This is a genomic window from Nonomuraea composti (assembly GCF_012034275.1).
GTDB lineage: Bacteria > Actinomycetota > Actinomycetes > Streptosporangiales > Streptosporangiaceae > Nonomuraea > Nonomuraea composti.
In genome coordinates this window covers 84,251-109,653 of the sequence record NZ_JAATEP010000017.1, presented here as the reverse complement: position 1 = coordinate 109,653, position 25,403 = coordinate 84,251, and the positions used below count along the sequence as shown (strand labels likewise).

General features: G+C 71.7%; 27 protein-coding genes and 1 pseudogene. 15 read left to right on the top strand and 13 right to left on the bottom strand.

Annotated features, from left to right (window positions below):
• Positions 1 to 9 precede the first annotated feature (9 nt).
• Positions 10 to 948, bottom strand: coding sequence for an alpha/beta fold hydrolase (locus tag HCN51_RS24375; protein ID WP_168011800.1), 939 nt, complete (start codon positions 946 to 948; stop codon positions 10 to 12).
• Between the two features lie 142 nt (positions 949 to 1,090).
• Here HCN51_RS24375 and HCN51_RS24370 point away from each other — a divergent pair, with 142 nt between their 5' ends.
• Positions 1,091 to 1,693, top strand: coding sequence for a TetR family transcriptional regulator C-terminal domain-containing protein (locus HCN51_RS24370; RefSeq protein WP_168011798.1), 603 nt, complete (start codon positions 1,091 to 1,093; stop codon positions 1,691 to 1,693).
• A gap of 2 nt (positions 1,694 to 1,695) precedes the next feature.
• Here HCN51_RS24370 and HCN51_RS24365 read toward each other — a convergent pair whose 3' ends face one another.
• Positions 1,696 to 2,610 (bottom strand): NAD-dependent epimerase/dehydratase family protein, encoded by a 915-nt coding sequence (locus HCN51_RS24365; protein ID WP_168011796.1) that lies wholly within the window; start codon positions 2,608 to 2,610, stop codon positions 1,696 to 1,698.
• A 90-nt stretch (positions 2,611 to 2,700) separates the two neighbouring features.
• Here HCN51_RS24365 and HCN51_RS24360 point away from each other — a divergent pair, with 90 nt between their 5' ends.
• The 3 genes from HCN51_RS24360 (at position 2,701) to HCN51_RS24350 (ending at position 4,811) form a co-directional block, all read left to right on the top strand.
• Complete coding sequence (locus tag HCN51_RS24360) at positions 2,701 to 3,174, top strand: MarR family winged helix-turn-helix transcriptional regulator (RefSeq protein WP_168011794.1); 474 nt, start codon at positions 2,701 to 2,703, stop codon at positions 3,172 to 3,174.
• Positions 3,175 to 3,263: 89 nt separating this feature from the next.
• A complete protein-coding gene (locus tag HCN51_RS24355) occupies positions 3,264 to 3,755 on the top strand; it encodes a hypothetical protein (protein WP_240973191.1) in 492 nt (163 codons plus the stop codon).
• A gap of 153 nt (positions 3,756 to 3,908) precedes the next feature.
• Entirely contained in the window at positions 3,909 to 4,811 is a 903-nt protein-coding gene (locus HCN51_RS24350) for a WD40 repeat domain-containing protein (RefSeq protein ID WP_168011792.1), read from the top strand.
• A gap of 40 nt (positions 4,812 to 4,851) precedes the next feature.
• Here HCN51_RS24350 and HCN51_RS24345 read toward each other — a convergent pair whose 3' ends face one another.
• Entirely contained in the window at positions 4,852 to 5,925 is a 1,074-nt protein-coding gene (locus HCN51_RS24345) for a substrate-binding domain-containing protein (protein ID WP_206067679.1), read from the bottom strand.
• 145 nt (positions 5,926 to 6,070) lie between these two features.
• Here HCN51_RS24345 and HCN51_RS24340 point away from each other — a divergent pair, with 145 nt between their 5' ends.
• From HCN51_RS24340 to HCN51_RS24325, 4 genes are all read left to right on the top strand, one after another.
• Complete coding sequence (locus tag HCN51_RS24340) at positions 6,071 to 7,432, top strand: ABC transporter substrate-binding protein (RefSeq protein ID WP_168011781.1); 1,362 nt, start codon at positions 6,071 to 6,073, stop codon at positions 7,430 to 7,432.
• A 4-nt stretch (positions 7,433 to 7,436) separates the two neighbouring features.
• Positions 7,437 to 8,348, top strand: coding sequence for a carbohydrate ABC transporter permease (locus HCN51_RS24335; protein ID WP_080039633.1), 912 nt, complete (start codon positions 7,437 to 7,439; stop codon positions 8,346 to 8,348).
• Positions 8,345 to 9,169 carry a carbohydrate ABC transporter permease gene (locus HCN51_RS24330; RefSeq protein ID WP_080039634.1) on the top strand — a complete coding sequence of 275 codons (825 nt, stop codon included), beginning with the start codon at positions 8,345 to 8,347 and terminating at the stop codon, positions 9,167 to 9,169. Before HCN51_RS24335 ends, HCN51_RS24330 begins: the two co-directional genes overlap by 4 nt.
• A 67-nt stretch (positions 9,170 to 9,236) precedes the next feature.
• Positions 9,237 to 10,388 (top strand): glycoside hydrolase family 68 protein, encoded by a 1,152-nt coding sequence (locus HCN51_RS24325; protein ID WP_168011771.1) that lies wholly within the window; start codon positions 9,237 to 9,239, stop codon positions 10,386 to 10,388.
• On the opposite strand, the gene HCN51_RS24320 is transcribed toward HCN51_RS24325, so the two are convergent.
• On the bottom strand, positions 10,321 to 10,944 hold the full coding sequence (locus HCN51_RS24320) for a TetR/AcrR family transcriptional regulator (RefSeq protein ID WP_168011769.1): 624 nt from the start codon (positions 10,942 to 10,944) through the stop codon (positions 10,321 to 10,323). The two genes, HCN51_RS24325 and HCN51_RS24320, sit on opposite strands and share 68 nt — an antisense overlap.
• Before the next feature lie 85 nt (positions 10,945 to 11,029).
• Between HCN51_RS24320 and HCN51_RS24315 the strand changes: the two genes are divergently transcribed.
• On the top strand, positions 11,030 to 12,073 hold the full coding sequence (locus HCN51_RS24315; protein WP_168011767.1) for an NAD(P)-dependent alcohol dehydrogenase: 1,044 nt from the start codon (positions 11,030 to 11,032) through the stop codon (positions 12,071 to 12,073).
• A 42-nt stretch (positions 12,074 to 12,115) separates the two neighbouring features.
• Here HCN51_RS24315 and HCN51_RS24310 read toward each other — a convergent pair whose 3' ends face one another.
• Positions 12,116 to 12,700, bottom strand: a complete 585-nt coding sequence (locus HCN51_RS24310; RefSeq protein WP_168011765.1) for a TetR family transcriptional regulator — start codon at positions 12,698 to 12,700, stop codon at positions 12,116 to 12,118.
• 120 nt (positions 12,701 to 12,820) lie between these two features.
• Between HCN51_RS24310 and HCN51_RS24305 the strand changes: the two genes are divergently transcribed.
• Complete coding sequence (locus tag HCN51_RS24305; protein ID WP_168011763.1) at positions 12,821 to 13,744, top strand: SDR family oxidoreductase; 924 nt, start codon at positions 12,821 to 12,823, stop codon at positions 13,742 to 13,744.
• Here HCN51_RS24305 and HCN51_RS24300 read toward each other — a convergent pair.
• Positions 13,741 to 14,700 carry an NADP-dependent oxidoreductase gene (locus HCN51_RS24300; protein ID WP_168011761.1) on the bottom strand — a complete coding sequence of 320 codons (960 nt, stop codon included), beginning with the start codon at positions 14,698 to 14,700 and terminating at the stop codon, positions 13,741 to 13,743. The genes HCN51_RS24305 and HCN51_RS24300 overlap by 4 nt on opposite strands.
• Positions 14,701 to 14,796: 96 nt before the next feature.
• On the opposite strand from HCN51_RS24300, the gene HCN51_RS24295 reads away from it, so the two are divergent.
• Positions 14,797 to 15,384, top strand: a complete 588-nt coding sequence (locus tag HCN51_RS24295) for a TetR/AcrR family transcriptional regulator (protein ID WP_168011759.1) — start codon at positions 14,797 to 14,799, stop codon at positions 15,382 to 15,384.
• A 6-nt stretch (positions 15,385 to 15,390) separates the two neighbouring features.
• Here HCN51_RS24295 and HCN51_RS24290 read toward each other — a convergent pair whose 3' ends face one another.
• Positions 15,391 to 15,870: a MarR family winged helix-turn-helix transcriptional regulator gene (locus tag HCN51_RS24290; protein ID WP_168011757.1), complete on the bottom strand. Its 480-nt coding sequence runs from the start codon at positions 15,868 to 15,870 to the stop codon at positions 15,391 to 15,393.
• 107 nt (positions 15,871 to 15,977) lie between these two features.
• On the opposite strand from HCN51_RS24290, the gene HCN51_RS24285 reads away from it, so the two are divergent.
• Positions 15,978 to 17,072 carry an NAD(P)/FAD-dependent oxidoreductase gene (locus HCN51_RS24285; RefSeq protein ID WP_168011755.1) on the top strand — a complete coding sequence of 365 codons (1,095 nt, stop codon included), beginning with the start codon at positions 15,978 to 15,980 and terminating at the stop codon, positions 17,070 to 17,072.
• Between the two features lie 30 nt (positions 17,073 to 17,102).
• Here HCN51_RS24285 and HCN51_RS24280 read toward each other — a convergent pair whose 3' ends face one another.
• Both HCN51_RS24280 and HCN51_RS24275 read right to left on the bottom strand, forming a co-directional pair.
• Positions 17,103 to 17,375, bottom strand: coding sequence for a DUF2795 domain-containing protein (locus tag HCN51_RS24280; protein WP_168011753.1), 273 nt, complete (start codon positions 17,373 to 17,375; stop codon positions 17,103 to 17,105).
• Between the two features lie 12 nt (positions 17,376 to 17,387).
• Positions 17,388 to 17,744, bottom strand: a complete 357-nt coding sequence (locus HCN51_RS24275) for an STAS domain-containing protein (protein ID WP_168011751.1) — start codon at positions 17,742 to 17,744, stop codon at positions 17,388 to 17,390.
• A gap of 492 nt (positions 17,745 to 18,236) precedes the next feature.
• Here HCN51_RS24275 and HCN51_RS24270 point away from each other — a divergent pair, with 492 nt between their 5' ends.
• Entirely contained in the window at positions 18,237 to 20,231 is a 1,995-nt protein-coding gene (locus tag HCN51_RS24270) for a right-handed parallel beta-helix repeat-containing protein (protein ID WP_168011750.1), read from the top strand.
• Positions 20,232 to 20,304: 73 nt separating this feature from the next.
• On the opposite strand, the gene HCN51_RS24265 is transcribed toward HCN51_RS24270, so the two are convergent.
• Both HCN51_RS24265 and HCN51_RS24260 read right to left on the bottom strand, forming a co-directional pair.
• Positions 20,305 to 20,883 carry an alpha/beta fold hydrolase gene (locus HCN51_RS24265; RefSeq protein WP_168011749.1) on the bottom strand — a complete coding sequence of 193 codons (579 nt, stop codon included), beginning with the start codon at positions 20,881 to 20,883 and terminating at the stop codon, positions 20,305 to 20,307.
• 149 nt (positions 20,884 to 21,032) lie between these two features.
• On the bottom strand, positions 21,033 to 21,386 hold the full coding sequence (locus tag HCN51_RS24260) for a hypothetical protein (protein WP_206067678.1): 354 nt from the start codon (positions 21,384 to 21,386) through the stop codon (positions 21,033 to 21,035).
• Positions 21,387 to 21,920: 534 nt separating this feature from the next.
• On the opposite strand from HCN51_RS24260, the pseudogene HCN51_RS63035 reads away from it, so the two are divergent.
• Both HCN51_RS63035 and HCN51_RS63030 read left to right on the top strand, forming a co-directional pair.
• Positions 21,921 to 22,034: pseudogene (locus HCN51_RS63035) on the top strand (TetR family transcriptional regulator); the annotation flags it as partial.
• Between the two features lie 343 nt (positions 22,035 to 22,377).
• Positions 22,378 to 23,013 carry an alpha/beta fold hydrolase gene (locus tag HCN51_RS63030; protein ID WP_206067677.1) on the top strand — a complete coding sequence of 212 codons (636 nt, stop codon included), beginning with the start codon at positions 22,378 to 22,380 and terminating at the stop codon, positions 23,011 to 23,013.
• Here HCN51_RS63030 and HCN51_RS24245 read toward each other — a convergent pair.
• The gene (locus HCN51_RS24245) at positions 23,008 to 23,457 is read right to left on the bottom strand and encodes an ATP-binding protein (RefSeq protein WP_168011747.1); all 450 of its coding nucleotides are present in this window, start codon (positions 23,455 to 23,457) and stop codon (positions 23,008 to 23,010) included. The two genes, HCN51_RS63030 and HCN51_RS24245, sit on opposite strands and share 6 nt — an antisense overlap.
• Positions 23,457 to 25,355 carry a PP2C family protein-serine/threonine phosphatase gene (locus HCN51_RS24240; protein ID WP_168011746.1) on the bottom strand — a complete coding sequence of 633 codons (1,899 nt, stop codon included), beginning with the start codon at positions 25,353 to 25,355 and terminating at the stop codon, positions 23,457 to 23,459. Before HCN51_RS24240 ends, HCN51_RS24245 begins: the two co-directional genes overlap by 1 nt.
• Positions 25,356 to 25,403: the final 48 nt, after the last annotated feature.

Below are 25,403 nucleotides of genomic sequence, written 5' to 3'. Positions count from 1 at the left end.
CCCCGGAAGTCAGTCGCGGTCGAGGACGAAGCCGGCCACGGTGGCGGCCACCGCTTCGGGCTGCTCGTCGGGGATGAAGTGGCCGGCGCCGGGCACGACGACCCCGGTGACGTGGTCGGCCCATGGGCGCAGGGAGGCCGCCATGTCGGGGATGGAGCCGTGGCTGCTGGAGATCCCGAGGACGGGCACGGTGAGGTGCTGCCGCTCGAGCGCCTCGTGGTTGCGGCGGGCGGACTCGGCGGCGTCCCGGTAGTAGGCGAGGCTGGCGCGCAGGCCGCCGTCGGCGGCGATGGCCGCCGCGTAGTGGTCGATCTCGGCGTCGTCGAACGTGCCGGGAGACAGGGCCTTCATTCTCAGGAACCAGCCGACGTAGTCCCGTTCGCGGCCGGCGAGCAGCGTCTCGGGCAGGTCGGGGACGAGGTGGAACGCGAAGTGCCAGGTCTTCCACGCCCGGTCCGGGTCGGTGGGGATCGCGTCCGGCAGGGTGATGCCGGGGATTCCGGCGTCGAGCAGCGCGACCCCGCGCAGGTGGCGCTCGAAGCGGAGTGCGAGGGAGAAGGCGACCCAGGCGCCGATGTCGTGGGCGGCCAGCCAGTACGCCGGCACGCCGAGAGCCCGCACCGCGGCGTGGACGTGGGCGGCGACGGTGTGCGTGTCGTAGCCGCGTTCCGGGCGCTCGGAGTGGCCCTGGCCCGGCAGGTCGATCGCGATGACGCGGAACCGGGCAGCGAGGCCGGGCATCACCTTCCGCCAGGCCCACCAGGTTTGCGGGAATCCGGCGAGCAGGACGACGGCCGGGCCGGCCGGCTGTCCGCCTTCGACGGCATGAAGGCGGACGCCGTCCGCGTCGACCCAGCGGTGCGTGAATCCGGCCAGGTCGTGCAGGGGCAGGCCGGGGACCGGGTCGCCGTCGCGGACGTGCCGGGCGCTGGTCGCAGGGTCGGTCATGGGGTCCTCCAGAGGAAGGTGGGCGTCGACGCCGCAGGTCAGCGTCCTGCCGGAGGCTAGCACATCTTGAACTGTTTAGTTCAAGATAGGATGGCGTGCAGCGCAGCCCCCGACAATCCGCACACCGGCGAGGAAGTGCCACGTGGCAGGCAAGAAGCAGTTCGACATGGACACGGCGCTCGACGCCGCGATGATCCAGTTCTGGCGCGCCGGCTACGCCGGCACCTCGCTGGACGACCTGTCCCGGGCGACCGGCCTGAACCGCAGCTCCATCTACTCCTCGCTCGGCGACAAGGACACGCTCTTCCTGCGCTGCCTGGACCGCTACGCCGCGCGCTACGGCGACAAGTACGACGCCGCCCTGTCCCGTGCGGCCACGGAGCCGCTCGAAGCCGTTCGCGCGTTCTTCGACGTCACCCTCGACCGCATCGCCGATCCCGAGCTGCCGGACGGATGCCTGATCGCCCAGACGGCCATGGCGATCCCGGTGCTGAGCCCGGGCATCGCGGCGCACGCGAGGGAGGCGCTGGGCCGGCAGCGCTCGCGCCTGCGCGCCGCGCTGAAGGCGGGCTCACTGCCCGACCAGGACGCCGAGGCTTTCGCCGAGCACGTGGCGGCCGTGAACCAGTCTCTCGCCGTCATGAGCAGAGCCGGGGCGAGCCCGGCGCAGCTCGTGGCCGTCGTGGGGGTGACCGTCGACGCGCTCTCACAGGCGTTGCGCGCGCGACGTACCGGACCAGCGTGATCTCAGCCGTTGGTGAGCTCGTTCCTGATCCAGTCCAGGACGGAGGCGTGGCGAGGCCGCCAGCCGAGCTCGGTGCGGGCGCGCTCGCCCCGGACGCGGCTGTTGGAGCCGAGGGCGAAGACAGCGGCCTCATAGCCCCACTCGTGGATGGCCGCGTCGACGTCCCAGGCTTCGACGGGGCCCAGGCCCAGTGTCTCGGCGATGGCGGCGGTCATGTCGCCGAACGACGCCTCGCCGTTCTCCACGAAGAAGAACGAGCCGGCGGGGGCCGCGTCGAGCGCGAGCAGGTAGAGGTCGGCCACGTCGTCGATGTGCACGTTCGACCAGATGTTGCGGCCGGCGCCGATCCTGCGGACCGTCCCGCTTCTGCGCGCCTGCCGGACCAGGGCGGGGATCTGGACGCTGTCGCGGCTGAGCCCGCGGCCATGGCCGTAGATGAGGGTGTTGCACAGGACCACCGACCGGACGTTCCGGCTGGAGGCGGCCAGGACGTAGCGGTCGATCGCCACCCGGGCCTCCTTGTCGGCGGCCGGCCGCCAGGGCGATCCCGCATCGAGAATGTCCTCCCCGAAGATCTCCCCGGACGGCTCGCCGCGGGAGTCGGTGCCCACGATGCTCGACCCGCTGGTGTGCAGCAGCGGCTTGCCCGATCCCGCGAGCGCCTCCACCAGCGCTTCCACGGCTCCTCGGTGGTCGCTGTCGGCGGCGTTGACGACGGCGTCGGCGGCCCGCGCCTGCTCGGCGAGCAGCGCCCGGTCGTCCAGGGTGCCCACGACCGGGGTCACGCCCCGGCGTTCGAGCAGGCGCGCCTTCTCCGGGCTGCGGGCCAGGCCGGTGACCTGGTGGCCGGCCCGTAGCAACCGGTCGGCGACGGAGCCGCCGATGTATCCCGTGGCGCCAGTGACGAAAGCACGCATGAGCACTCCCATGTACGTACAACATTTGCTTATGCATAGGTTGTCCATGCATGGAATCCGTGTCAAACTGGTCACCCGAAGGGAGGGCCATTGGGACGCGTCCCGCGCATCGAGCTGCCGTCGGGCCTCGAAAGACGCTGGCAGGCGCTCAGGCACCTGGAGGCCGCCGTCCAGGAGGCACTCGACCGCGCCCTGCAGAACGAGCACGGCCTGTCCGTCTCCGAGTACACCGCCCTCGCGGCGCTGGCGTACTCCGACGACGACGGTCATCTGCGCCAGCAGGTCCTCGCCGAGGCGATCCCGCTCCGGCAGAGCTCGGTCAGCCGCCTGGTCGCCCGGCTCGAGCGGATGGGCCTGACCGAACGCTTCCACTGCCCGACCGACCGGCGCGGCGTCTACACGCAGATCACCGATCGCGGCCGCGACGTCGTCACCGCCGCGCGCGCCACCTATGTCGGCGTCCTCCAGCAGGCTCTTGGCGAGCTCAGCGGCGATCGGCGACTGGCCGCCCTGATCGAGCAACTCCACCGGGACACGGACCCGGCCAACCCTCCGCAGGGCTGACGTGGCCGCCGGGCGGCCGGCCGCGTCCCGGCGATCATTCGTGATCGTTTCCCCGCAACTTTTCCCGGGGTTGCGCCGTCGAAGCAGACATGACGAAGACGATGATCGGGGCCTCGCTCCTCGCCGGCGCGCTGATGGTGTCCGGCGCCAACGCCGCTGTGGCGCAGGCGAAGCCGACCCTGGGGCCGTACGGATACGGTGCGGTGAAGCTCGGCATGACGGCCAAGCAGGCCAAGGCGACGGGGGCCGTGGTGAGCAAGCTGCCGGGCGGGGGCGGCTGCTCCGGGTGGGACTTGAAGGAGTTCCCGACGCCCAAGGACCAGATCGGCGTCTACATCTCACCGCGCGTGGGAGTGGCCGCGATCTTCGCCGCGAAGGGGATGAAGACGCCGGAAGGCATCAAGATCGGCGCCACCCTCCAGCAGCTGAAGACGGCCTACCCGAAGATCAAGAAGGACTTCCACGGCTACTACGTGATCACCGTCCCTGGCAACAAGAAGGCCTACTACAGCTTCGGCGTCAACCGCGGCAAGATCACCGAGTACGGCATCGCGCTGAACAAGCAGGACTGCTTCAACTGAGGCCTTTTCGGCGTTGGCGGGCCTTCGCCCGCCAACGCCGGCGCGGCCCACTGAAACGCCCGGGCTGTCACGCCGCTGAGCCGATCTGGACGTCATGGGCCGCTTGCCCCAATAATCGGGGCTGTCATCCCAAGGACCGACCGGGGGCCTGCCGTGAGACTGCTGCTCCGCACGGCCTTACTGCTTGCCCTCGTGGCGTCGCCGCTGGCGGTGGCGCATCCGGCCGGCGCGATCAGCACGAAGAAGGTCTTCGTGCGTTACGTCGTCGACCGCTGCCCCATGGAAGAGGGCGAGCCCTGTACCGTTTGGCGGCTGAGGCTGAGCGACGGGCGGATGATCCGCCTGCCGGACGCGGTGGCCCCGGTCGCCACGCCGCACGGCAGCCAGGTGGCCTACTACCGCAGGAGCGACGGCGCCCTGGTCGTCCATGACGTGACCACGGGGAAGATCCGCGCCGTACCGGGCAGGTGGTCGCCCTCCGCGAGCCCGCTCGAATATCTCTCCCCGGCCGGCCGGTTCGCCGTCGTCGGGGCGTCGTACCAGGTGGTGGACACCTCTACCGGGCAGGTCCACACGCTGCCCTTCACGCCCGACCGGGCGATCTCCTTCAGCCCCGACAACGCCTACCTCATCGCCCGCCGCCCGCCGGTGGCCGGCCGGCCGGAGGTGGCCGAGGTCTTCTCCACCACGACGTGGACGGTGGTGCGTCGCGGTTCGAAGTTCGGCGCCCTGCGGACGGGCGGCGCGGCCGTCGCCTACATCGATGCGGAGACCAGCGGCAAGCCCGCGTACATCCGATTCTGGGACCTGACCACCGACAGGCCCGCCGGCACCCCCGTAACGGTCCCCGCCAGCGAATCCCCCCAAGGGCTGTTCTGGGACCGGGCCGACCATCTCGATGTCGTGAGCTACCTGCCCAGGAAGTTCCACCACGGAATGATCGTGCGCGGCAGCGGCTACCGCTGGCGCCGCGCGAACGACCACCTGCGCATCCTCGACACCGTCATCCCCAAGGAACGCCGGACCAGCGCCGTCAAGGGCAGCGTCACCTACTGACGGTGACCGGGCTCGGCGATCCCGGCCCTCGGGGTGGGGGTCAGCCGAGCGGCTGCACGGCGGACGACGGTGCGACGGATTCACGGATGCGGACGGGCATCGCCACCCGGTGCACCTCGCCCACCCGGTCGCCGTCCGTACGATCGCGGTCGATCTCGGCGAACAGCACGTCAACGGCCTTGCGCCCCAGCTCGTAGTGCGGCAGTGCCACGGTGGTCAGCCGGGGCCGCATCCACGAGGCGATGGGGTGGTCGTCGAAGGAGACGATGGAGACGTCCGCGGGCACCTTGAGCCCGAAGTCGTCCAGCGCCTGGTAGGCGCCCATCGCGATCCGGTCGTTGAAGCAGATCAGCGCGCGCGGCTCGGCGGTGTGCAGGAGGTCGCGGGTCGCGGCCAGGCCGTACTCCGGCAGCCAGTCGGGGCAGGCGCGGGCGCCGGCCACCTTGACGCCCGCCGCGCCGAACGCTTCGCGGATGCCGACGAGCCGTTCCACCGCCGCGAGGCTCTCGGAGGGGCGGTCGCGCAGGCTCGGGCCGGCGCCGATCAGGTGGATGCCGTCGCGGTGGCCGGCGTCGAGCAGGACGCGGGCGGCGCGGCGGCCGGCCTCGACCTCGTCGGGCAGGACGGCGGGCAGGGGCGCGGGCTTCTTCGGCAGGGCGTTGAGCAGCACGGCGGGCATGGCGGTGACGGCCTTGGGCACCTTGATGGTGCGGGTGAACATCGAGGCCAGGATGAGCCCGTCGACCTGGCGGTCCTGCATGGCCTGGAGGAGGAGGTGTTCGAGCTCGGCGTCGCCCTCGGTCTCGCCGATGAACAGCATGAAGCCGCGGTCGCGGGCGGCCTCGAGCGCGCCCTTGATCATGTCGCCGGCCAGCCGGGAGGTGGCGACGGTGTCGGAGACGAAGCCGATGGTCCGGGTGGTGCCCGTGCGCAGGCCCCTGGAGACGATGTTGGGCCGGTACTGCAGCTCCTCGGCGGTTCTCAGCACCCGCCGCTCGACATCCTGGGAGATCCGCAGCTCGCGACCGCGGCCCGAGAGCACGAGCGAGGCGGTCGTGCGGGAGACGCCCGCGGCCTTGGCCACATCGGCCAGTGTGACCCGTCGTGGGCTCACCGAATCTCCGATCGTCGCGGGTGTGTTACGGGGGGTTGACATCGTACGACGCGCGTGGTGAGACTATCGGGCGCTAATCCGATTTAGCAATGGAGTTGGGGCATCTGCCGCGGGCCGATCGTCCCCGGCAGCAGAGGAGATGCACATGGCTCGTCGAGTCCGTCCCGGCAGGTCCGGGGCCGCGCTGGTGATCGCCATGGGGACGCTGGCCGCCGCCTGCGCGGCCCCCGGCAGCAACAGCCCGCAACCCCAGGCCACCGGCACGTCCGCGGTGTCCGAGGCGCCCGCCTGCGGCTCGGCGCCGATCACGATGAACGGCTACTTCGAGACCGGCTTCCCGCTGCCCAAGGCGCTGACCACCGAGTTCACCAAGCAGCACCCGAACGTGACGTGGAACGTCCGCGAGGACCAGTTCGCGGTCATCACCCAGAACGCGCCGCGCGTGCTGGCCGACAACCCACCCGACCTGATGCGCCTGCCCCAGGTCTCCGAGCTGGTCAAGGACAACCTGCTGAAGAACCTCGACGGCTACGCGACGGCGTTCGGCTGGGACAAGTGGCCGGCCTCCCAGCTCGAACAGCTGCGCCTGGGCCAGGGCGGCCGGCCGCGCGGCGAGGGCTCCCTGTACGCCCTGGGCCTCAACATGAGCATGACCGGCGTCTTCTACAACAAGAAGCTCGCCGCGCAGATCGGGATGACCACGCCGCCCGCCACGCTGGCGGAGCTGGACGAGGTGCTGGCCAAGGCCAAGAACGCGGGCATCACCCCGATCGTGCAGTTCAACGGCGGCGCGACCGGCGGGCTGGCGTTCCCGCTGCAGAACCTCATGGCCTCCTACGGCCCCACCGGGCCCATCAACGACTGGATCTTCCAGAAGCCGGGCGCCACCATCGACACCCCGTCGAACCAGCAGGCCGTCCAGCACCTGGAGAAGTGGATCAAGGCGGGCTACTTCCAGAAGGACGTCAACGCGGTCGACTACGCGACCATGATGAGCCGCTTCATCGACGGCCAGGGCCTGATCATGTTCAACGGCGACTGGGAGTCCGGCAACCTCGACAAGCAGATGCCGGGCAACGTCGGCTTCACCCTGATGCCGCCCGCCCAGCAGGGCGGCAAGCGCGCCGCCATGTCGGCGCCGCTCACCTTCGGCATCGCCGCGAACGCCAAGAACGCCGACTGCGCCGCCTTCTTCCTCAACTGGGTGGCCACCGACAAGCGGGCCCGCGAGATCGGCGTCGAGATCGGCGGATCGCGGCCGATGGGCCCGGCGGACGCGTACATGCCGGAGGTGGCCGCGGACAAGGTCACCGCGAGCACCCTGGAGGCCGGGGCGGACATCGCCAAGGACAACGGCGCGATGGACTTCATCGCCAACGCCACCGGCGCCATCTACGCCAAGAGCTGGACCCCCAACCTGCAGAAGCTGGTGGCCGGGAAGCAGACGGCGCAAGGGCTGCTGACGGCGGTCCAGGCCGACTACGCCCGCCAGCTCGAAGGGAACTGATCAGGTGCCCCGGTCCGCGCATCGGCGGCCGGCCGCCGGCAGGCTACGCGGCGCGCGCGGCCTGGCCGGCTGGCTGTTCGTCCTGCCCGCGCTCGCCTTCTACGCGGTGTTCGTCCTGCGCCCGATCGCCCTGACGTTGCAGTACTCGCTCTACGACTGGGACGGCATCGGCCCGTCCACCTGGGTGGGCGCGGCCAACTACGGCAAGGTGTTCACCGATCCCGACCTGTTCGACTCGCTGGTCAACGCGTTCAAGCTGATCGTGTTCTTCAGCGCGATCCCTGTGGTGCTGGGCCTGGCCATCGCCGCGACGATCCGGCGCATCGCCGCCAGCCGGCTCGCCCTCGTGGCGCGCACCGTGCTGTTCCTGCCGCAGGTCATCCCGCTGGTGGCGGCCGGCATCGCGTGGAGCTGGCTGCTGGCCTCCACCGGAGTGATCAACCAGCTGCTCTCGCTCGTCGGCCTCGGCGGGGTGACCCGCGCCTGGCTGGGCGACTTCGCCACCGCCCTGCCGGCGGTCGGCATGATCGGCGCGTGGGTGCTGCTCGGCCTGTGCACGCTGCTGCTCCTGGCCGGCATGAGCAAGATCGACCCGGCGTTGTACGAGGCCGCCCGGCTCGACGGCGCCGGCCCGTGGCGGGAGTTCGTCTCCATCACCGTGCCGAGCCTGCGCCAGGAGATCGCGGTCTGCGTCACCGTGACCGTCATCGCGGCCCTGGCCAGCTTCGACATCATCTACATCGCCACCCAGGGCGGCCCCGGCAACACCACCATGGTGCCCGGCCTGCAGATCTTCTACCTGGCCTTCTCCGAGCGCGAGGTGGGCACCGCCTCGGCCCTGGCCGTGGTGCTCATGGTCCTGGTGATCGCCTGTGCCCTGCCCATCCAGTGGTTCGCGAAGGACGGCAACAAATGATCACCGCTCGGCGGGAGGCCTGGACCGGCCGGCTGCTGCTCATCGTCCTGATGGCGGTCACGCTCCTGCCGTTCCTCAGCCTGTTCGTCACCGCCCTGCACCCCTCGGGCACCTACCCGGCGGGGCTGGCCTGGCCCGGCGACCCGCAGTGGGGCAACTTCCTGCGCGCCTTCGAGGCCGCGAACATGGGCGCGCTGCTGTGGTCGAGCGTCCTCATCGTGCTGGGCGTGGTGCCGATCTCGATCCTCCTGGGGACGATGGCCGGCTTCGCCATCGGCCACCTGCGCGTCATCGGGGCGCGCGTCGTCTTCCTGCTGTTCGTGCTCGGCCTCACGCTGCCGTTCGAAGGCGTCATCACGCCGCTGTACTACCAGGTGCGCGACATGGGGCTGCTGAACACGCGCTGGGCCATCATCCTGCCGCTCATCGGCCTGTTCATGCCGTTCAGCGTCTTCTGGATGCGCGCCCACTTCGTCAACATGCCCGCGGAGCTGTCGGAGAGCGCCCGGATGGACGGCGCGAACGTGTGGCAGCTGTTCCGGCGCATCCACGTCCCCCTGGCCATGCCGGCGATCTCGTCCCTGGGCATCCTGCTGTTCCTGTGGACGTGGAACCAGTTCCTGCTGGCGATCGTGCTCGTGGACGATCCGGCGAAGCGCACGATGTCCGGCGCTCTGGGCGCCTTCCAGGGCCAGTGGGGCACCGACATCCCGCTGCTGTGCGCCGGATCGCTGCTCATCCTCACCCCCACGCTGGTGATCTTCCTCATCTTCCAGCGGCACTTCGTCAAGGCCCTGCTCCAGGGCTCCCTGAAGGGCTGACGGCGATGACCCACGACCCGGCTCCACGGCGGGATCAGCCCGGCCACCACTATCGGCGGCGTGTCACGTGAGCGGTGACCGGCCGGCGCGCTGGACCCGCCGCCACCTCGACCTGCTCGCCGAGAGCGGCGCGACCACGGCGCCCGCCTTCGACCCGGCGGCCGCACCGCGGATCCTGCCCGGCCACGACGTGTGGGACCTGTGGCCGGTCCAGGAGGAGGACGGCTCGACCAGCGTGTCCGGCGGCCACGAGCTGTGGATGGCGCTGTCGGCCCCCGCCCTCGGCCACCCCGAAGGGCGCCACGACCGGGCCAGGATCCGTCTGCTCGGCAGGAACGGCGACACGTGGCACGACCTGGGCAACGCCTTCGCCGACGGCGCCTCGCCCGGCAGCCGCGAATGGTCAGGCTCGGCGGTGCGCCGCCCGGACGGCACCGTGTCGGTGTACTACACGGCCGCCGGGCGGCGCGGCGAGGCACGCCCGACCTACCGGCAGAGCGTCGTCGAGGCCCGCCCCGCCCTGCTCGCCGACGGCGACCGGATCACGCTGCGCCAGGACGCCGGGCATCGGGAGATCCTGCGCTCCGACGGCCGCACGTACCTGCCGGCCGACGAGGCCGACGGGGCGCCGGGCCGGATCAGGGCCTTCCGCGACCCCGGCTGGTTCCGCGACCCCGCCGACGGGCGGGACCGTCTCCTCATCGCCGCCTCCACCGCCTGGGACGACACCTTCACCGGCGCGATCGCCCTGGCCGAGCCGGGTGCCGGCGGCTGGAGGCTGCTCCCGCCGCTGCTGGTCGCCGAAGGCGTCAACCACGAGCTCGAACGACCGCACGTCGTCGTCCACGACTCCCGCTACTACCTCTTCTTCTCCACCCAGCGCCACTCCTTCCACCCGCCCGGCAGCGCGCCCACCGGGCTCTACGGCTTCGTCGCCCCCACCCTGACCGGACCGTACGAGCCTCTCAACGGCTCCGGCCTCGTCATCCAAAACCCTGCCGCCGCACCGGACCAGGCCTACGCGTGGCTGGTGCTGCCCGGCCTCGACGTGGTCGGCTTCGCCAACTACCGATCACCACAGGGCGCGGACCTGCGGCACGCGGACGCCGGGCAGGCACGGGCGAACTTCGGCGGGACCATCGCGCCGGCGCTCAGGCTCGTCCTGGAGGGGACGGCCACGTCCGTCGTGCCCGCTCGGGATCCGCGCGGAGCCCGGTGAGGTGCAAGCGGACGAAACGACGCCACGGTGCGTCGTCCCCGTCGGGTGAAGCGGCGACCACTGCTCGGATCGCGATGATGAGCGCCTTGATGTCGTCCGCGGTCACGTCCCGCGCGAGATATCCCGCCTCGACCGCCTTCCGCGTGAGCTGCCGGATCCGGTCGGCCGTCCGCGTGCTCACCTCGTCGTCGCTGGGAACCCGATCGGCCAGGGACGCCGCGTAACGACGCTCCTCCGCGTTGAAGGAGCCGACGAAATCGAGGAACCGCTCAAGACCGGCCGCCGGGTCGGGGTCCGCGAGCGCGGCCGCGGCGGCCTGGTCCATCTCCTCGGCGATGAGCCGCGCGATGGCGTCGAGGAGGGCGTCCTTGCCCGTGAAGCGCCGGTAGATCGTGCCGACGCCGAGGCCGGCGCGCGCGGCGATGGTCTCCATGCTCGCCTGCGGCCCCTGCTCGGCGAACACCGCGCGGGCGGCCTTGATGACGATGACGTCGTTGCGCAGGGCGTCCCGGCGCGGCGCGCGCGAGGCGCCCGGAGGACTGGGTCGTGAGCTCATCGGCACCAGTGTATCCAAAACGGAATCCTCATTCCGAAATGTGTTAAGGTGAATTTAGATTCCGTTTTGATGAGGGAGACCTGCTATGAGGAGCACGACCGGCTGGCAGAGCCTCGACCCGACCGGCAACACGCTGACGCGCGTGACCTTCGAACGGCGTGATCTGCGGCCTGACGACATCGCCGTGCGGATCGACTACTGCGGTGTCTGCCACAGCGACCTGCACCGCATCCACGGAATGCTCGGCGAGAAGGACCTCGTCCCCGGGCACGAAGCGACCGGCGTGGTCGTCGCCACCGGCCAGGCGGTCACCGGCTTCGCCGTGGGCGAGCGGGTCGCCATCGGCACGATCGTCGACTCGTGCGGCGAGTGCGCCATGTGCCTGGCCGGGCAGGAGAACTACTGCTACCACCGCCCGACCACCACCTACGGCGGCACCGACCGCATCGACGGCACCCCGACCAAGGGCGCCTACAGCCGCGAGTACGTCCTGCGCGAGAAGTTCGCCTTCCACCTGCCTGACGGGCTCGACCCGGCCGCCGCGGCCCCGCTCATGTGCGCCGGCGTCAGCGTCTGGGAGCCCCTGCGGGCCGCCGGCGCCGGCCCCGGCAGCCGCGTGGCCGTCGCCGGCCTCGGAGGGCTCGGCCACCTCGCGGTGAAGCTCGCCGCCGCGCTCGGGGCCGAGGTCACCGTTCTCAGCCGCACCGCGGCCAAGGAGCAGGACGCCCTGAGGCTGGGGGCGGCCGCGTTGCTCGTGACCACCGACGAGGCCCAGGTCGCCGCCGCGCGGGGCCGCTTCGACCTCGTCCTCGACACCATCGCGGCCGACCACGAGCTCACGCCGCTCATCGGCATGCTGGGCCTCGACGGGACCCTGTGCGTCCTCGGGAACCCCCTGCTGGCCGGCCCGCGGCTCTGGAAGCTCGGAGCCGGACGCAAGAAGCTCACCTCCTCCGGCACGGGAGGGCTGCGGCAGACCGTGGAGATGCTGGAATTCTGCGCCGAGCACGGCATCACGGCGGACGTCGAGATCCTGCCCTCCAGCGAGGTCGAAACCGCCCTGAACCGCCTGGCCGCGGGCGACGTTCGCTACCGGTTCGTGCTCGACCTGTCCGACCTCGACAAGTAGACGACCGTCCCCCGTAGCGGTGCCGGGCACCGGCGGAAGGACTCACCGGCCGGGGTCGCCGGCCAGGGCGGTCAGGCAGAGGGTGCGCAGGTCGGCGAAGGCTTGCAGGAGGTGCGCGTCCAGGCTCTGGGAGGAGTCGTCGATCCATGCCTGGGCCGCCTGGTGGAAGGTGGCCCAGCCGATGTGCGCGGCCAGGCCGGCCGGCCGGGCGGGGACGCCGCGCCGCCGCAGCGCCTCCGCCGCGGCTTCGGCGATCGAGGCGGCCTTGGCCAGGTCCCGCTCGCGCAGTGCGGGCGTCGCCGCGATGACCTGCAGGCGCGGCTCGGCGAAGGGGCGGTTGTCCTCAAGGAGGTGCTCGACCTCGCGGAAGGCGTGGAGGAGCAGGTCGAGCGGCTGCAGGCCGTCGGGCGCCGCGGCGATCGCCTGGGTCAGGGCGGCGCGCAGGTCGGCTTCGCCGTCGAAGAGGACCTCGCGCTTGTCGGGGAAGTGCCGGAAGAACGTGCGCTCGGTGAGACCGGCCCGGGCGGCGATCTCGGCCGTGGTGGTGCGGTCGAAACCGCGTTCCCGGTACAGCTCCAGAGCCGCCTGCTGAAGGCGGCGGCGCGCTTCTGCTCCGCTGCGTGGCACGCTCCGCAGAATACCCCATATGTCAGTGACTGGCGCTACTTGACGCCAGTCACTGACGCTACCTACAGTCGGCAACTGGCGCTACGTAGCGCCAGTCACTGACGTTATGGGGAGAGTTCCATGCATGTCTTCGTCACCGGGGGAACCGGCCAGACCGGGCCGGCGGTCGTGGCCGAGCTCATCGCGGCCGGTCACACCGTCACCGGCCTGGCGCGCTCGGACGCCGCCGCCGCCCGGCTGCGATCGCTGGGCGCCACGCCACACCCCGGCTCCCTGGACGACCTCGACAGCCTGCGCAGCGGCGCCGAGGCCGCCGACGCGGTCCTGCACCTGGCGTACGGCGGCGACTTCTCCGATCCCGACGACATGATGCGGCGCGACCGGACCGCGATCGAGACGCTCGGCCGGCCGCTGGAGCACTCGGGCAAGCCGCTCGTCGTCACCTCGGGCACGCTGGTCATGCCCGCCGGCCGGGAGAGCACCGAGCACGACGAGCCCGACCCCACCGGCATCGCGGCCTTCCGCGTCGCCGGCGAGCGGGCCTGCCTGGGCTTCGCCGTCCGGGGCGTGCGCGCCGGCGTGGTGCGCCTGGCGCCCACCGTGCACGGCCCCGAGGACCACGGGTTCATCCCCATGCTCATCGCCACCGCGCGGAAGACCGGCGTGTCGGCCTACGTGGGAGACGGGAGCAACCGGTGGCCCGCGGTGCACCGGCTCGACGCGGCCGTCCTGTTCCGCCTGGCCTTGGAGAAGGCGCCCGCGGGCAGCGTCCTGCACGGAGTGGCCGAAAGCGGCGTCACCTTCAGGAGCATCGCGGAGACGATCGCCCGGCGCCTGGGTCTGCCCACCGTCTCGCTGACCCCGGACGAGGCCGCCACGCACTTCGTCAGCCCGTTCATGGCCGTCGTCTACGGCTTCGACGGGCCCGTCTCCAGCTCTCACACCCGGGAGCTGCTCGGCTGGTCACCCGTTCATCCGACCCTGCTCGAAGATCTGGAGCACGGCGACTACCTGACAGAAAGAGGCCCGGCAGGCCTTTCCTAGAGGTCGATGACGACCTTCCCGTGCACGTGCCGGCCCGCCTGGAGCTCGACCGCAGCGCGGATCTCCTCGATCGGGAAGCGGGCCGCGATCGGCACGCGGAGCCGGCCGGCCGCGACCAGGCCGGCGATCTCCTCGATGGCGCCCGGGGCCGCGTGGGCGCCGTTGGCCGGCGTGATGCCGTCGATCTGGGCGGCGATGGTGGTGATGCGCTCGTCGGGCACGCCCAGCTCGCGTGCCGCCTGCGCGGTGTCCGTCCCGTGCAGGTCCATGGCGGCGGTGACGCCGGCGGGAGCCAGCGCGCGGACGCGGCCGGCCAGGCCGTCGCCGTAGGTGACCGGCTCGGCCCCCAGGGCTCGCAGGGCATCGGCCGAGGCCGCCGACCCCGTGCCGATCACCCGCGCGCCCGCGAGGCGCGCGAGCTGGACGGCGAACACGCCCACCCCGCCTCCGGCGCCGCCGATGAGCACCGTGTCGCCCGGGCCCGGCTTGACCACGGCCAGCGCCGCGGCGGCCGTGCAGCCCGCGATCGTCAGGGTGGCGGCGGTGCGGTCGTCGACGCCGTCAGGGGTGTGGTGGGCCTGGCCGCCTGCCGCGATGGTCCCCGTCTCGTCCACGACGACGTGGTCGGCGACCGCGCGGGACAGGGCGCCGCCGAACACCCGGTCACCGGCCGCGAACGTGCGCACGCCGTCTCCGACCTCGTCCACCACGCCGGCGTAGTCGGTGCCGAACCCGCACGGCAGGCTCAGTCCGAAGCGCGCGGCGGTCTCGGCGTCGGAGGTCATGAACCAGTCCATCGGGTTCAGGCCGGCCGCGGTGACCCGTACGCGGATCTGCCCCGGGCCGGCGTGCGGCACGGGCACCTCGCGGAGGTGCAGGGCCTCCGGTCCGCCGAACGATGTGAACTGGACCGCCCGGCTCGTGGTCGCCGGCGTGTCGAGGTTCGGTTCTTTCATGCTCACCTGTCCCCTGTCGCGGCTCGCGAAGCAGCGTAAACGAACTATGCTCCGCTTTCAGGAACCCAAGCTAGCACAAGTGGAGCGTGATCCGTTTTGGCCGCCGCAGAGATCCGCAGACCACGGGCGGACGCGACCCGCAACCGCGAGCAGCTGCTGGCCGTGGCGACCCGCCTGTTCGCCTCGGCCGAGACCGAGCCGTCGATGCGGGCGATCGCCAACGCGGCCGGGGTCGGCATCGCCACGCTCTACCGGCACTTCCCCACCCGCGAGGCGCTGGTCGACGCGGTCTACCGCGACCAGGTCTCGCGGCTCACCACCGGCGCCCGCGAGCTGCTCGCCCAGCTCGACCCGCCCGCGGCGCTGCGGCGCTGGATGGACCTGTTCGGGGAGTGGATCGCCACCAAGAACGGGATGCTCGGCACGCTGCTCGCGATGATCGAATCAGGCGAGATCGCCCATGCCCACACCCGGACCGAGCTGCTGGGAGCGATCGACGACCTCCTCGAAGCCGGCCGCGCGAGCGCGCAACTGCGCACCGACGTGCCGGCGGAGGACATCGCCGCCGCTCTCATCGGCATCTTCACCGTGGCCGGCTCGCCCGAGCACGAGGCGATGGCGGCTCGCCTGCTGGACCTCCTGTTGGACGGCCTGCGCCCCTGCGGCCACCCCCATCCGGGCTGACCGCGCTCACCGCCGCACCGGCGCCGACGACGCCCGGTCATTGACGCGGTCGATCACCTGCCGGCTCCACGCGTGGATGGCCTCGGCCTGCTCGGGCGTGAGCGTGTCGAAGAAGTAGCGGCGGATGTTGTCGGCGTGCCCCAGGATGGCGCCCTCCACGACGCCGCGCCCCTTGGCGGTCAGCCCGATGCCCACCCGGCGGCCGGAGCGGTCCTCGGTGCGGTCCACCAGTTCGCGGCTCTCCATCCGCGTCAGCTGGTGCGCCACGCGGCTTTTCTCCCAGGCGAGTGACTCGGCGAGCTCGCTGACGCGCATCCGCCCCTCGGCCGCCCGGTGCAGCGTCACGAGCACGCTGAACTCGGCCTTGGAGATGCCGTGGTCGCGCTGCAGCTCACGGTCGAGCTCGCGGGCCAGGAGGCGCTGCGCCTCCATCCAGTCGCTCCACAGCTCCCACTGCTCAGGCTCCAGGGTGCGGGGCTCGGCCATGGCCCGATCGTAATGCCTCAGAGTTGACGTGACAACTCGCCTCGTGCTTAGAGTTGTCACGTCAACTTCGACGCTGTCGCATGACGGCGAGCCGCTGAGGAGCGAGCATGAATCACGTGGTGATCGTCGGGGGAGGTTACGGCGGGTCGCTGGTCGCCAAGGAGCTGGACGCCGAGGCGGACGTCACGCTCATCGACCCCCGGGAGGCGTTCGTCAACGCGGCCGCGTCGCTGCGGGCATTGACCCGCCCGGACTGGGCGCCCAACGCGTTCTTCCCGTTCGCGACCCTGCTCCGGCGGGGCCGGGTGATCCGCGACAGGGCCGTCTCCGTGGACCCGAAGGGCGTCACGCTCGCCTCGGGCGAGCGGGTCGAGGCCGATCACCTGGTGCTGGCCACCGGCTCCGGCTACCCGTATCCGGCCAAACCGCACCCTGCGGCGACGAGCGTCGCCCGGCAACTGGACGATCTGCGCGCGACCCACCGGGAGCTGGCCGCCGCCGGGCGGGTGCTGATCCTCGGCGCCGGCCCGGTCGGCCTGGAGCTCGCCGGGGAGATCAAGGACGTCTGGCCGCACAAGCACGTCGTCATCCTCGACAGGGCCGATCAGCTGCTGCCCGGCTTCCTGCCCGAGGTGCGCAACGAGCTGCGCCGCCGGCTGGACGACCTCGGCATCGACGCGCGCCCGGGCACCGGCCTGACCGCCTTACCACCGGTCGAGGCCGGCCGGGCCGGCCGTTTCGAGGTCACCACCGACAGGGGCGAGCGGATCGTGGCGGACATCTGGTTCCAGGCGTTCGGCGTCGAGATCAACACCGGATACCTGGCCGACGGAGCCCTGTCGCCGCTGACCGAGCGGGGAGAGGTCCCGGTCACCGAGCACCTGAACGTCCAGGGTTACGAGCACGCCTACGCGATCGGCGACATCGCCGCTCTCCCCGACCCCAAGATGGCCTCCTACGCGATGACCCATGCCGCCGTCGTGGTGCGCAACATCAGAGCGCGGCTGGCCGGCGGCCGGCCGGACACCGTTCACGCACCGGCGTCCGAACGCAGGATCCTGCTTCCGCTGGGCACGCGCGCGGGCGTCGGCCAGCTGCCCACCCCGGACGGCGTCGCCGCGGCCACGGCGGAGACGGTCCACGAACGCAAGGGCGCCGACCTGTTCACCGCCCGTTTCGCCGCCCGCTTCGGCCGCGCCTGAGAGGCCGTCCCGGTGGCGGCGGCTCACCGCTCAGTCGTGCTGCTGATCACCGCCGATGCCCAGCTCATGCGCGATGTCCTCCACGTTGGTGAAGGTGCGGTCCGGCAGGGAACGCAGCGCGGACAGCACCCCCTGGGGGGCCGACTGCGACTGCGCGCGCTCCACCAGCGTCGCCCGGTCGGCGGGGAAGGCGTGCACCCCGCTGATCCAGCGCGCCAGGTCGCTGCGCCGCTCCACGTCCTGCGCGCTCATCCCCTCCGGGGAGCCCGGCTCGCGCCCATGGTCGTCACGGTCTTGAGTCATCTTTACGTCCTTTCAGCCGAGCGGATGCGGTTGGGGGCGGCGCACGTCCGCCGCCGCCGGGTCCGGCGGCGCCAGGTCCTGGTCGGGCAGGACGGCGCGCAGCACCAGGGCCGCCGGAGCGCTGGGGCCGACCAGCGTCAGGTTCCCGCCGAGCGAGCGGGCCAGCCGGCGCGCCCGCAGCATGGCGGTGGCTCCTCGGGAGTCCATGAACGTCACGCGCCGCAGGTCCACGCTCAGCCGCGGGCCGCGCTGCCGGATCACGGTGGCGAGGAATTCGTACAGGTCGTCGGCGGTGAGCAGATCGACCTCTCCGTCCACGCCGACGACGGGTGCGCCTGCGGACAGGCTGACACTGAAGTCCAGTCTCATGAAGGGTTCCTAGCTGGTGCACGCCCAGCGCTCTGGTGCGCCGGGTCCCCTCCCGTACCCTCAGCAAGTCACCTCAAGCGCATTCTCACCTCTCCCCCGCTTTCGCGGTGAGGCCCGGCCGCCGCTTCACCTCCTGGACCGGCCGCCTGCTCCAGGCACTGGGCCAGGGTCGCGCCCGCCGTCGCCGGCGGGCGGCGCCGGGCGCCGGCCCGGCCGCCGCGCGCGTACGTCTGCCCGCAGGGTCACCATCCGGACACGTCAAGGGTCCGTATTGATGCGGACGGTATTCATCCTGGGCGTCGGCGTGTCCCTTCCTTTTCCGGGGCGATCGGCGACCCGCGCGCGCCGAAGCTTGATCGCCAATCGCCTGACCGGGAGCGATCTTCGGCGCTACTGTTCGCTGTCAACAACGTCGCCGTGGAAGCGGGGAAATCGATGCGACATTCGGTTGCCGTGGTCGCGCTACTCACCGTAGCGACCTTTCTCAACGTAGTGACGGGTCAGGCGGCCGGCGCCGACGCCCGGCAAGAAAGTGCGGCCGGCTGGTACACCGAGTTACCGGCCCAGTTGAAGGTCTGCGACAGCGAGGCGTGGAAGGGCGGCCCGGCCAGCGCGCCGGCGGGCGCCGTCGTGGTGCCGGAGGGCGACAACAAGGGCTTCGACTTCGACCAGCCCGACACCACCTACTGGTTCGCGCCGGGCACGCACACCCTCGGCGACGGGCGGTACAGCCAGATCGTCACGGGCGCGAACAGCGTCTACATCGGGGCCCCCGGCGCCGTCCTCGACGGCAAGAACATCAATGTCTACGCCTTCTCCGGCGAGGCCACGAATGTGCGCATCGCCTATCTCGAGATCCGCAACTTCGGCTCGGGCGCGGACAACGGCGACGAAGGCGTCATCAACCACTCCGCCGGTGACGGCTGGGTGATGGAATACCTGTACGCGCACCACAACGACGGCGCGGCGGTGTTCCTCGGCAGCGAGAACACGCTGCGCCACAGTTGCCTGAAGGACAACGGCCAGTACGGCGCCAGCGCGTACAAGAAGCAGGTCGCGGACGACTCCGCGATCAAGAACCTCGTCGTGCACAACAACGAGATCGCCGGCAACAACCAGGACGACTGGGAGACCCGCATCCCGGGGTGCGGCTGCACCGGCGGCCTGAAGTTCTGGGACGTCAAGGGCGCCACCGTCACCGAGAACTACGTGCACGACAACCTGAGCGTCGGCCTCTGGGCCGACACCAACAACATCGACTTCCTGTTCGACCGCAACTGGATCGAGCACAACGAGAGCGTCGGCCTCTGGTACGAGATCAGCTACAACGCCACCATCACCCGCAACGTCTTCAAGCGCAACGCCTGGGCCGGCGGCGTGAAGAACCAGGGCTCACCGGCGCCGGCGATCTACATCTCGGAATCGGGCGGCGACGCCCGGCTGGCGAGCGCCACCAGCGGCAGCACGAACCTCACCATCAACGACAACTACTTCGAGGACAACTTCTCCGGCGTCTCGATCTTCGAGAACGCCAACCGCTTCTGCAACTCCAACGCGAACACCAGCAGGTCCTACTGCACGCCGCTGGTCGACCCGAAACTGATCCCGCCGCCCTACGACGAGGACTACGTCGACCCGGTCAACGCCACCCATCCCTGCTACACCTCCGTCAAGGACGAGCCCTACCGCAGCGACTGCCGCTGGCACTCGCGCAACGTCAAGGTGTTCGGCAACGAGTTCCGCTTCGACAGGGCGAACGTGCCCTGCGCCGGCCCCTACTGCGGCGCCCAGGCCCTGTACGCGCAGGGCGCCGACAACCTGCCCTGGTCGCCGTACACGGTCGCCGGGATCCAGCAGGACGTGATGTTCAACGGCGGCAACAGCTTCCACGACAACACCTACATCGGTGACTGGAAGTTCGCCAAGGGATGGGGTGAGACCGTCTCCTGGGACACCTGGCGCTCCGCCCCCTACAACCAGGAGGCCGGCAGCACCCTCAACGGCTCGTCGGAAGAGCCGCCCGTGCCCAACGCGCTCGACGCCGACACCGCGACGCTGGAGAACTCGGCCGGCAAGTGGACCGCCTGGTACGGCAGCACCGTGCAACGAGCCGCCGAGGCGGCCCACGCGGGCTCCTACGGGCTGCGCATCGAGGCCACCGGCGGCAGCGGCTGGGGCGTGACGCTCAGCAACTGGCCCGGCTTCACGACCACCCCGGGCGCGAAGCGGTTCAGCCTGTGGGCCAGGCAGGGCAGCGCCGGGATCACCTCCGCGACCGTCAGCGTGCAGTGGTTCGACGACACCCAGCAGCTGCTGCGGACCGATCCGGTCGCGGTGGGCGAGCTGAGCGGGAGCTGGCAGGAGTTCGCGGCGCAGCTCACCGCCCCCGCCGGGACCGCGAGCGTCAACCTGGAGGTGCGCAGCGCGGGCGGCAGCGCCGGCAGCTCGCTCCACCTGGACGACGTCGTGCTCGCCGACCTGGAGTGACGGCGGGCCGGGCATGACGTGATGGTCGTGCGTGCCGGCGCACGGCCATCACCCCGGCCACGAGGACGGTCTGTCAGCCCAGGGCGGCGACGAAGCGGTCCATGGCCGTGGTGGCGTCCACCAGCATCCGGGCCGACTCCACCGCGTCCTCGCCCTCCAGGCCGTGATCGGCGCCGGGGATCTCGACGTACTCGTGGCCGGTCGCCACCGCCGTCTTGCCGTCCCACGACCGGTCCGCCCCTCCCCCGACCAGCAGCGCGGGCTCGCGGCTGCGGCGCAGCGCGTCCGCGACGAGCGTGTAGCGCAGGAGCGGGGTCAGCCAGATCGCGGGCAGCCCCCGCTCGGCGACGAGCGGCGCCGCGAACGAGCCGAGCGACTTGGCCACGAGCAGCACCCGCGGGACGTCCCCTTCGGCGTCGAGCGCCGCCCGCGCCTGCTCCAGCACCCAGGCGGCCATCTCGTCCTGGTCCCGCGTCTCCGGCGTCTCCCACCAGATCTCCTGGACCGACCAGCCGCGCCGGACGAGCACCGTCCGGGCGAAGTGAAGCAGCGGCCGGGCGGGCACGTACGCCGCTCCGGGCAGCAGCACGGCCACCTTGTCAGAGTCGCGTTCCCATCGGGTCGGCACCCCGAACACCGTTTCAGGAGCCATGCCTGGAGTATAGGGTCGCGCCTGCTTGATCTCGTGGACGTTTTCCCGAGTCTCCGCGCAGGTCTTGCCGCCGGCCCGGCGCGCACCCAGCCGCCGACGCCCCGCGGCCACGGACCCGGCGCCAAGGGTGCATGACCGGCCCCGGAGCGTCAGCCGTAGAGCTTGACGTTGTCACCGGAGGGGTGCACGCATTGGCCGTGGGGCTTGGTGTCCTGAGCCCGCTGCACCGTCATGCACTCCCACGGAGCTCCGTCCACCTGCACGGTGAAGCTCACCAGATCGTCCGGCAGCGCCTCCCTGGAGGACGGGAACCCGTTCTGATAGGCCACCGCCACGTCCATGGCGATCTCGCACGCCTGCGCCCGGTCGCCCTCCATCTCCGCCACCACCGCCGCGCCGTCCGGTGACCGGCCGCACGCGTGGTCGGCCGCAGTCGCCGGAGCCGTGGCGAACGTTCCCGCCGCGGCCAGTGCCGCGGCGCAAGACCCGATGATCGCGAACATGCGGTATCCCCCTATGTCCTGCTTGATCCGGACACCTCCAGGGTCCCCCGGCACGTCCTCATGCAGGGTCACGGCACGGTGAGGACTGCACCCGGCGCCGTTCACGCCCCACCCCGCAACGGCGATCCAAACCTGCCGATGTGCCAGCGGTCCACCGGAACGAGCCGGCGGGCCGGCCCGGCAAAGACGTCTGACCCTGGTGGCGATGGCCCTCGCCGGGCCACTCCCGGCCACGCCCGCCCAGGCCGCGCCGGACCGGCAGATCCCGTGCGGGGCCGGCTTCAACGGCCAGGAACTGTCCATCGCGAGCGCCAGGAGCAGGAGCGCGGCCTGCGCCACGACGGCGAAGGTGTCGGACGCCTACGGCCAGGCCGTCGGCGTGGGCAGCACGGTGCCGTTCACTGCCACCGGACCGGCTCCGTCACGCACTGAACGGCGCGCGGGCGGCACTGAAGGACGCGCTCACGCCCCTACCGTGAACGCGCGAGAACCGACTTTTTTGAACGTGCGATCCAGATAGGCCAGGGTGCGGCCATGGCGAGGACCCGGGAGTTCGCCACCGAGGCGGCGGTGAGCCGCGCGATGGAGCTGTTCTGGACGCGCGGCTACGAGGCGACCACCGTGCGCGACCTGACCCGGCACCTGGGGCTCGGGCAGGGCTCCTTGTACGCCGCGTTCGGCGACAAGGACGGCCTCTACCGGGCCGCGCTGGAGCACTACCGCAGCACGCTCGCCGCGGATGCCCTGCGCCGCCTGGAGGAGGGGGCCGATGCCCGCTCGGCGATCCGCGCGATGCTGGCCGCGCGGCGCGGCACGACCCGCACACGCTCGCCGCGTTCCTGGTCACCTTTCTCAACGGCCTGCTGGTGTCCGCCAAGATCACGCCGGACGCCCGTGCCCTCGAATCACTCGTGGAGGTGGCGCTCGCCGCCCTCGAGAGTTTTTTTCATGCCCCAAATCTGTATCAAGCGATCCACAATAAGGAGTACCCGTGTTCGGCCACGACGGAACCCCCGTCCGCACCAGCCGCGCCGCCGTCAACGGCACGAGCCTGCACGACCGCACGGCCGGCTCCGGGCCGGCGGTGGTGCTGCTGCACGGCGTGCCGAAGACCGGTTGCCACTGGCGCCACCTCGTCCCGAAGCTGACGCCGCACTACACCGTCATCGTCCCCGACCTGCGCGGGCTCGGCGACTCCGCGCGGCCCGCGGGCGGATACGACTCCGCGACGATGAGCGACGACATCGCCGCGTTGATGAGCGCGCTCGGCCACGAGCGCTACGCCGTGATCGGCGAGGACTGGGGAGCGGTGATCCGCTACCAGCTCGCCGCCCGGCACCGCGAGCACGTCACCGCCCTCGTGTTCGCCGAGGCGCTGTTCCCCGGGTTCGGCGCGGCGGAAGCTGGACATCCCCGTGCTGGCGCTCGGCGGTTCGGCGTTCATCGGCGAGCGCAACGAGTCACAGATGCGGCTCATGACCCACGACGTCACCGGTCACGTCTTCGACGCCGGCCACGACCTCGCCGAGGAGGTGCCCGACGAGATGGCCGGCGTCGTCCTGCCGTTCCTGGCGGCGCAGTCGGCAGCCGCCGCCTGAGCGCGACGCCCCACGGGCCGCCGTCATGAGGCCTCCAGCTCGATGGTGGTGCCGGCGGGGCCGGAGTACAGCGTGAGCCGGGCGACGTTCTGCCGGGCCAGCCAGAGGCCCCGCCCCTCCGGGCTGCCGGGATCCGGAAGCCGCTCGGGGTCCGCGGCGCCTCCTGGCCCGCTATCGTCGATCCGGCAGTAGAGCCGCCGGCCGACGTGCCACAGGCGCAGCCGCCCGCTGCCGCCGCCGTGCCGGACGGCGTTGGTGGTGATCTCGTTGACCGCCACGACGAAGCGGTACAGGCCGAGGCCGGTCAGGCCCCACAGCCCGCACAGGCGTTCCACCTCGTGCCGGATGGCGACGAGCGTGCCGAGGTCGAAGTCGCGCAGCAGCAGGACGCGGGCGGCCTGCGCCGGCGGTGCGGCGGGTCCGCGCGGTCGCTGCGGCCCGGGCTGCCGGTCGGTGGGATGGGATGCGCTCATCACGGCTCGCCCGCCGGGCTCGGGCCGCCGAGCGGGCGGGCGGCCAGGATGCAGGTGTCGTCGTCGGGGTTGGCGTGATCGAGCTGGTTGACCAGATCGGCCACGGGGTGCGGGGCCGGCCCTGCCGTGATGCGGTTCAGCACGGCGAGCACGGGGGCCAGGCCCTGCTCCGGGCCCTGGTGACGCTGCTCGACGAGTCCGTCGGTGTAGAGCAGCAGCACGTCACCGGGCCACAGGGACGTGACGGTGGTCGGGTATTCGGCGGCCGGGAAGGCGCCGAGCAGCGGCCCGTCGGGCTGCTCCAGCTCGACGGTGACGCCCGCGCGGGCCAGCAGCGGCGCCGGGTGGCCCGCGCGCGCCCACACCAGGCGGTTGCGGCCGGGCTCGTAGCGGGCCACCACCGCCGTGGCGGTCACGGGCAGCAGGTTCGGCTGCGCCGCGACGTGGCCGTCGGCGAACAGCAGCCGGTTGAGGGCGGTCAGCAGCCGGCCGGGGTCGTCGGTGGTGGTGACGGCGAGCGCGGCCAGGCCGTGGCGGAGCTGGGCCATGGCGGCGGCCGCCTCCATGCCGTGCCCCGCCACGTCCCCGACAGACAGCAGGACGTTGCCGTTGCCGGTCGGGGTGGCGTGATACCAGTCGCCGCCGACGCGGCTGGCCTTCTCCGCGGGCAGGTAGCGGACCGCGACCCGCAGGCCCGGCAGGTCGATCGGTTCCTGCGGCATCGGCAGGACGATCTGCTGCAGCCTGCTCACGACCCGGTGCTCGGCGGCCAGGCTCTGCTGCTGGGCGCGCAGCTGCCGCTCGGCCTCGGTCAGCCGCAGGCGGCTGACCTCTCCGGCGGTCACGTCCTGGACGATGCCGTACACCTTGACCGGCCGGCCTTCGGTGTCACGCACCGCGTCGACGACGGTCCGGATGTGCTTGATCCGGCCGCCCAGACGGATGCGGTACGTCACATCGACGGCCTCGCCGCGGCCGAACGCCTCGGCGGCCCGGCCACGTACGGGCAGGTCATCGGGGACGATGAGGGCTTCGGTCTCCTCCCGGGACAGGGGGCCTTCGGAGGGGGCGCGCTCATAGACGCGGTACAGCCCGTCCGACCAGAGGACCTGCCCCGTGATGAGGTCCCACTCGCCCCAGCCGAGATCGCCCAGGCGCTCGGTCTGGGCGATGCGCTCGGCCAGGCGCGTCTCCTCGTCGTGGCGGATCCAGCTGTTGAGCAGTCCGGCGCCGACCGGCCACATCTTGACCGTGATCAGGATCTCCGCGGGCGCGCGCTCGGCCAGGCTGAGGTAGGGAAGCGGACCGATCCGCCGGGGCAGGCCGTCGCGCAGCGTCTGATGCCAGGCGTGCCAGATCGGGCCGTCCACGATCGTGGGATAGATCTCGCTCATCTTGCGCCCGACCAGCTGGGCGCCGCTGCGTCCGGACAGGTCCAGCACGGCCGGGCTCGCGGCGGCGAAGGTGTAGTCGTCGACCTGCCCCGTCGCCGTGTACCGCGGGATGAGCAGGACATGCCGGCCGGCGAGCCCGTCGAGGATCTGCTGCACCGCCCGGATCCAGGCTTCACCTGAGGGTGACCGGGGCGGGGCCGGCGCGGGATCGGCCTGCTCCTGAGCAGGTCTCAGGGCGGCCTCCATCGTCGCGGAGATGAAGGGATGCCCGCGCGTGGGTTCCCGCTCCAGCGCCGCGAGCAGTTCGGCGGCCAGCTCGTGGGCCGGCCGCTGCTGCTCGGCCGCCAGGCGCACCAGGTAGGCGTGGGCCTCGCCCAGCCGGCAGCCGGCCCGGCCGGCCAGCAGCCCGCCGGCCTGCCCCAGCACGACGTCCGGAGGCGGCTGTGCCTTGCCGATGCGGGCGTCGAGATCGGCCAGCCGGCTGCGATAACCCTCCGGATTCATCGGCCGCTGCCATCAGGCACATAGCCGCAGGTCGCCATCACCCTCGCC

Excerpts from the sequence above, each read along its gene's own strand:
- HCN51_RS24375 (WP_168011800.1), bottom strand. The coding sequence starts at position 948 with ATGACCGACCCTGCGACCAGCGCCCGGCACGTCCGCGACGGCGACCCG.
- HCN51_RS24365 (WP_168011796.1), bottom strand. The coding sequence starts at position 2,610 with ATGCGTGCTTTCGTCACTGGCGCCACGGGATACATCGGCGGCTCCGTC.
- HCN51_RS24355 (WP_240973191.1), top strand. The coding sequence starts at position 3,264 with ATGACGAAGACGATGATCGGGGCCTCGCTCCTCGCCGGCGCGCTGATG.
- HCN51_RS24340 (WP_168011781.1), top strand. The coding sequence starts at position 6,071 with ATGGCTCGTCGAGTCCGTCCCGGCAGGTCCGGGGCCGCGCTGGTGATC.
- HCN51_RS24330 (WP_080039634.1), top strand. The coding sequence starts at position 8,345 with ATGATCACCGCTCGGCGGGAGGCCTGGACCGGCCGGCTGCTGCTCATC.
- HCN51_RS24320 (WP_168011769.1), bottom strand. The coding sequence starts at position 10,944 with ATGAGCTCACGACCCAGTCCTCCGGGCGCCTCGCGCGCGCCGCGCCGG.
- HCN51_RS24315 (WP_168011767.1), top strand. The coding sequence starts at position 11,030 with ATGAGGAGCACGACCGGCTGGCAGAGCCTCGACCCGACCGGCAACACG.
- HCN51_RS24305 (WP_168011763.1), top strand. The coding sequence starts at position 12,821 with ATGCATGTCTTCGTCACCGGGGGAACCGGCCAGACCGGGCCGGCGGTC.
- HCN51_RS24300 (WP_168011761.1), bottom strand. The coding sequence starts at position 14,700 with ATGAAAGAACCGAACCTCGACACGCCGGCGACCACGAGCCGGGCGGTC.
- HCN51_RS24290 (WP_168011757.1), bottom strand. The coding sequence starts at position 15,870 with ATGGCCGAGCCCCGCACCCTGGAGCCTGAGCAGTGGGAGCTGTGGAGC.
- HCN51_RS24285 (WP_168011755.1), top strand. The coding sequence starts at position 15,978 with ATGAATCACGTGGTGATCGTCGGGGGAGGTTACGGCGGGTCGCTGGTC.
- HCN51_RS24280 (WP_168011753.1), bottom strand. The coding sequence starts at position 17,375 with ATGACTCAAGACCGTGACGACCATGGGCGCGAGCCGGGCTCCCCGGAG.
- HCN51_RS24275 (WP_168011751.1), bottom strand. The coding sequence starts at position 17,744 with ATGAGACTGGACTTCAGTGTCAGCCTGTCCGCAGGCGCACCCGTCGTC.
- HCN51_RS24265 (WP_168011749.1), bottom strand. The coding sequence starts at position 20,883 with ATGGCTCCTGAAACGGTGTTCGGGGTGCCGACCCGATGGGAACGCGAC.
- HCN51_RS24260 (WP_206067678.1), bottom strand. The coding sequence starts at position 21,386 with ATGTTCGCGATCATCGGGTCTTGCGCCGCGGCACTGGCCGCGGCGGGA.
- HCN51_RS24245 (WP_168011747.1), bottom strand. The coding sequence starts at position 23,457 with ATGAGCGCATCCCATCCCACCGACCGGCAGCCCGGGCCGCAGCGACCG.
- HCN51_RS24240 (WP_168011746.1), bottom strand. The coding sequence starts at position 25,355 with ATGAATCCGGAGGGTTATCGCAGCCGGCTGGCCGATCTCGACGCCCGC.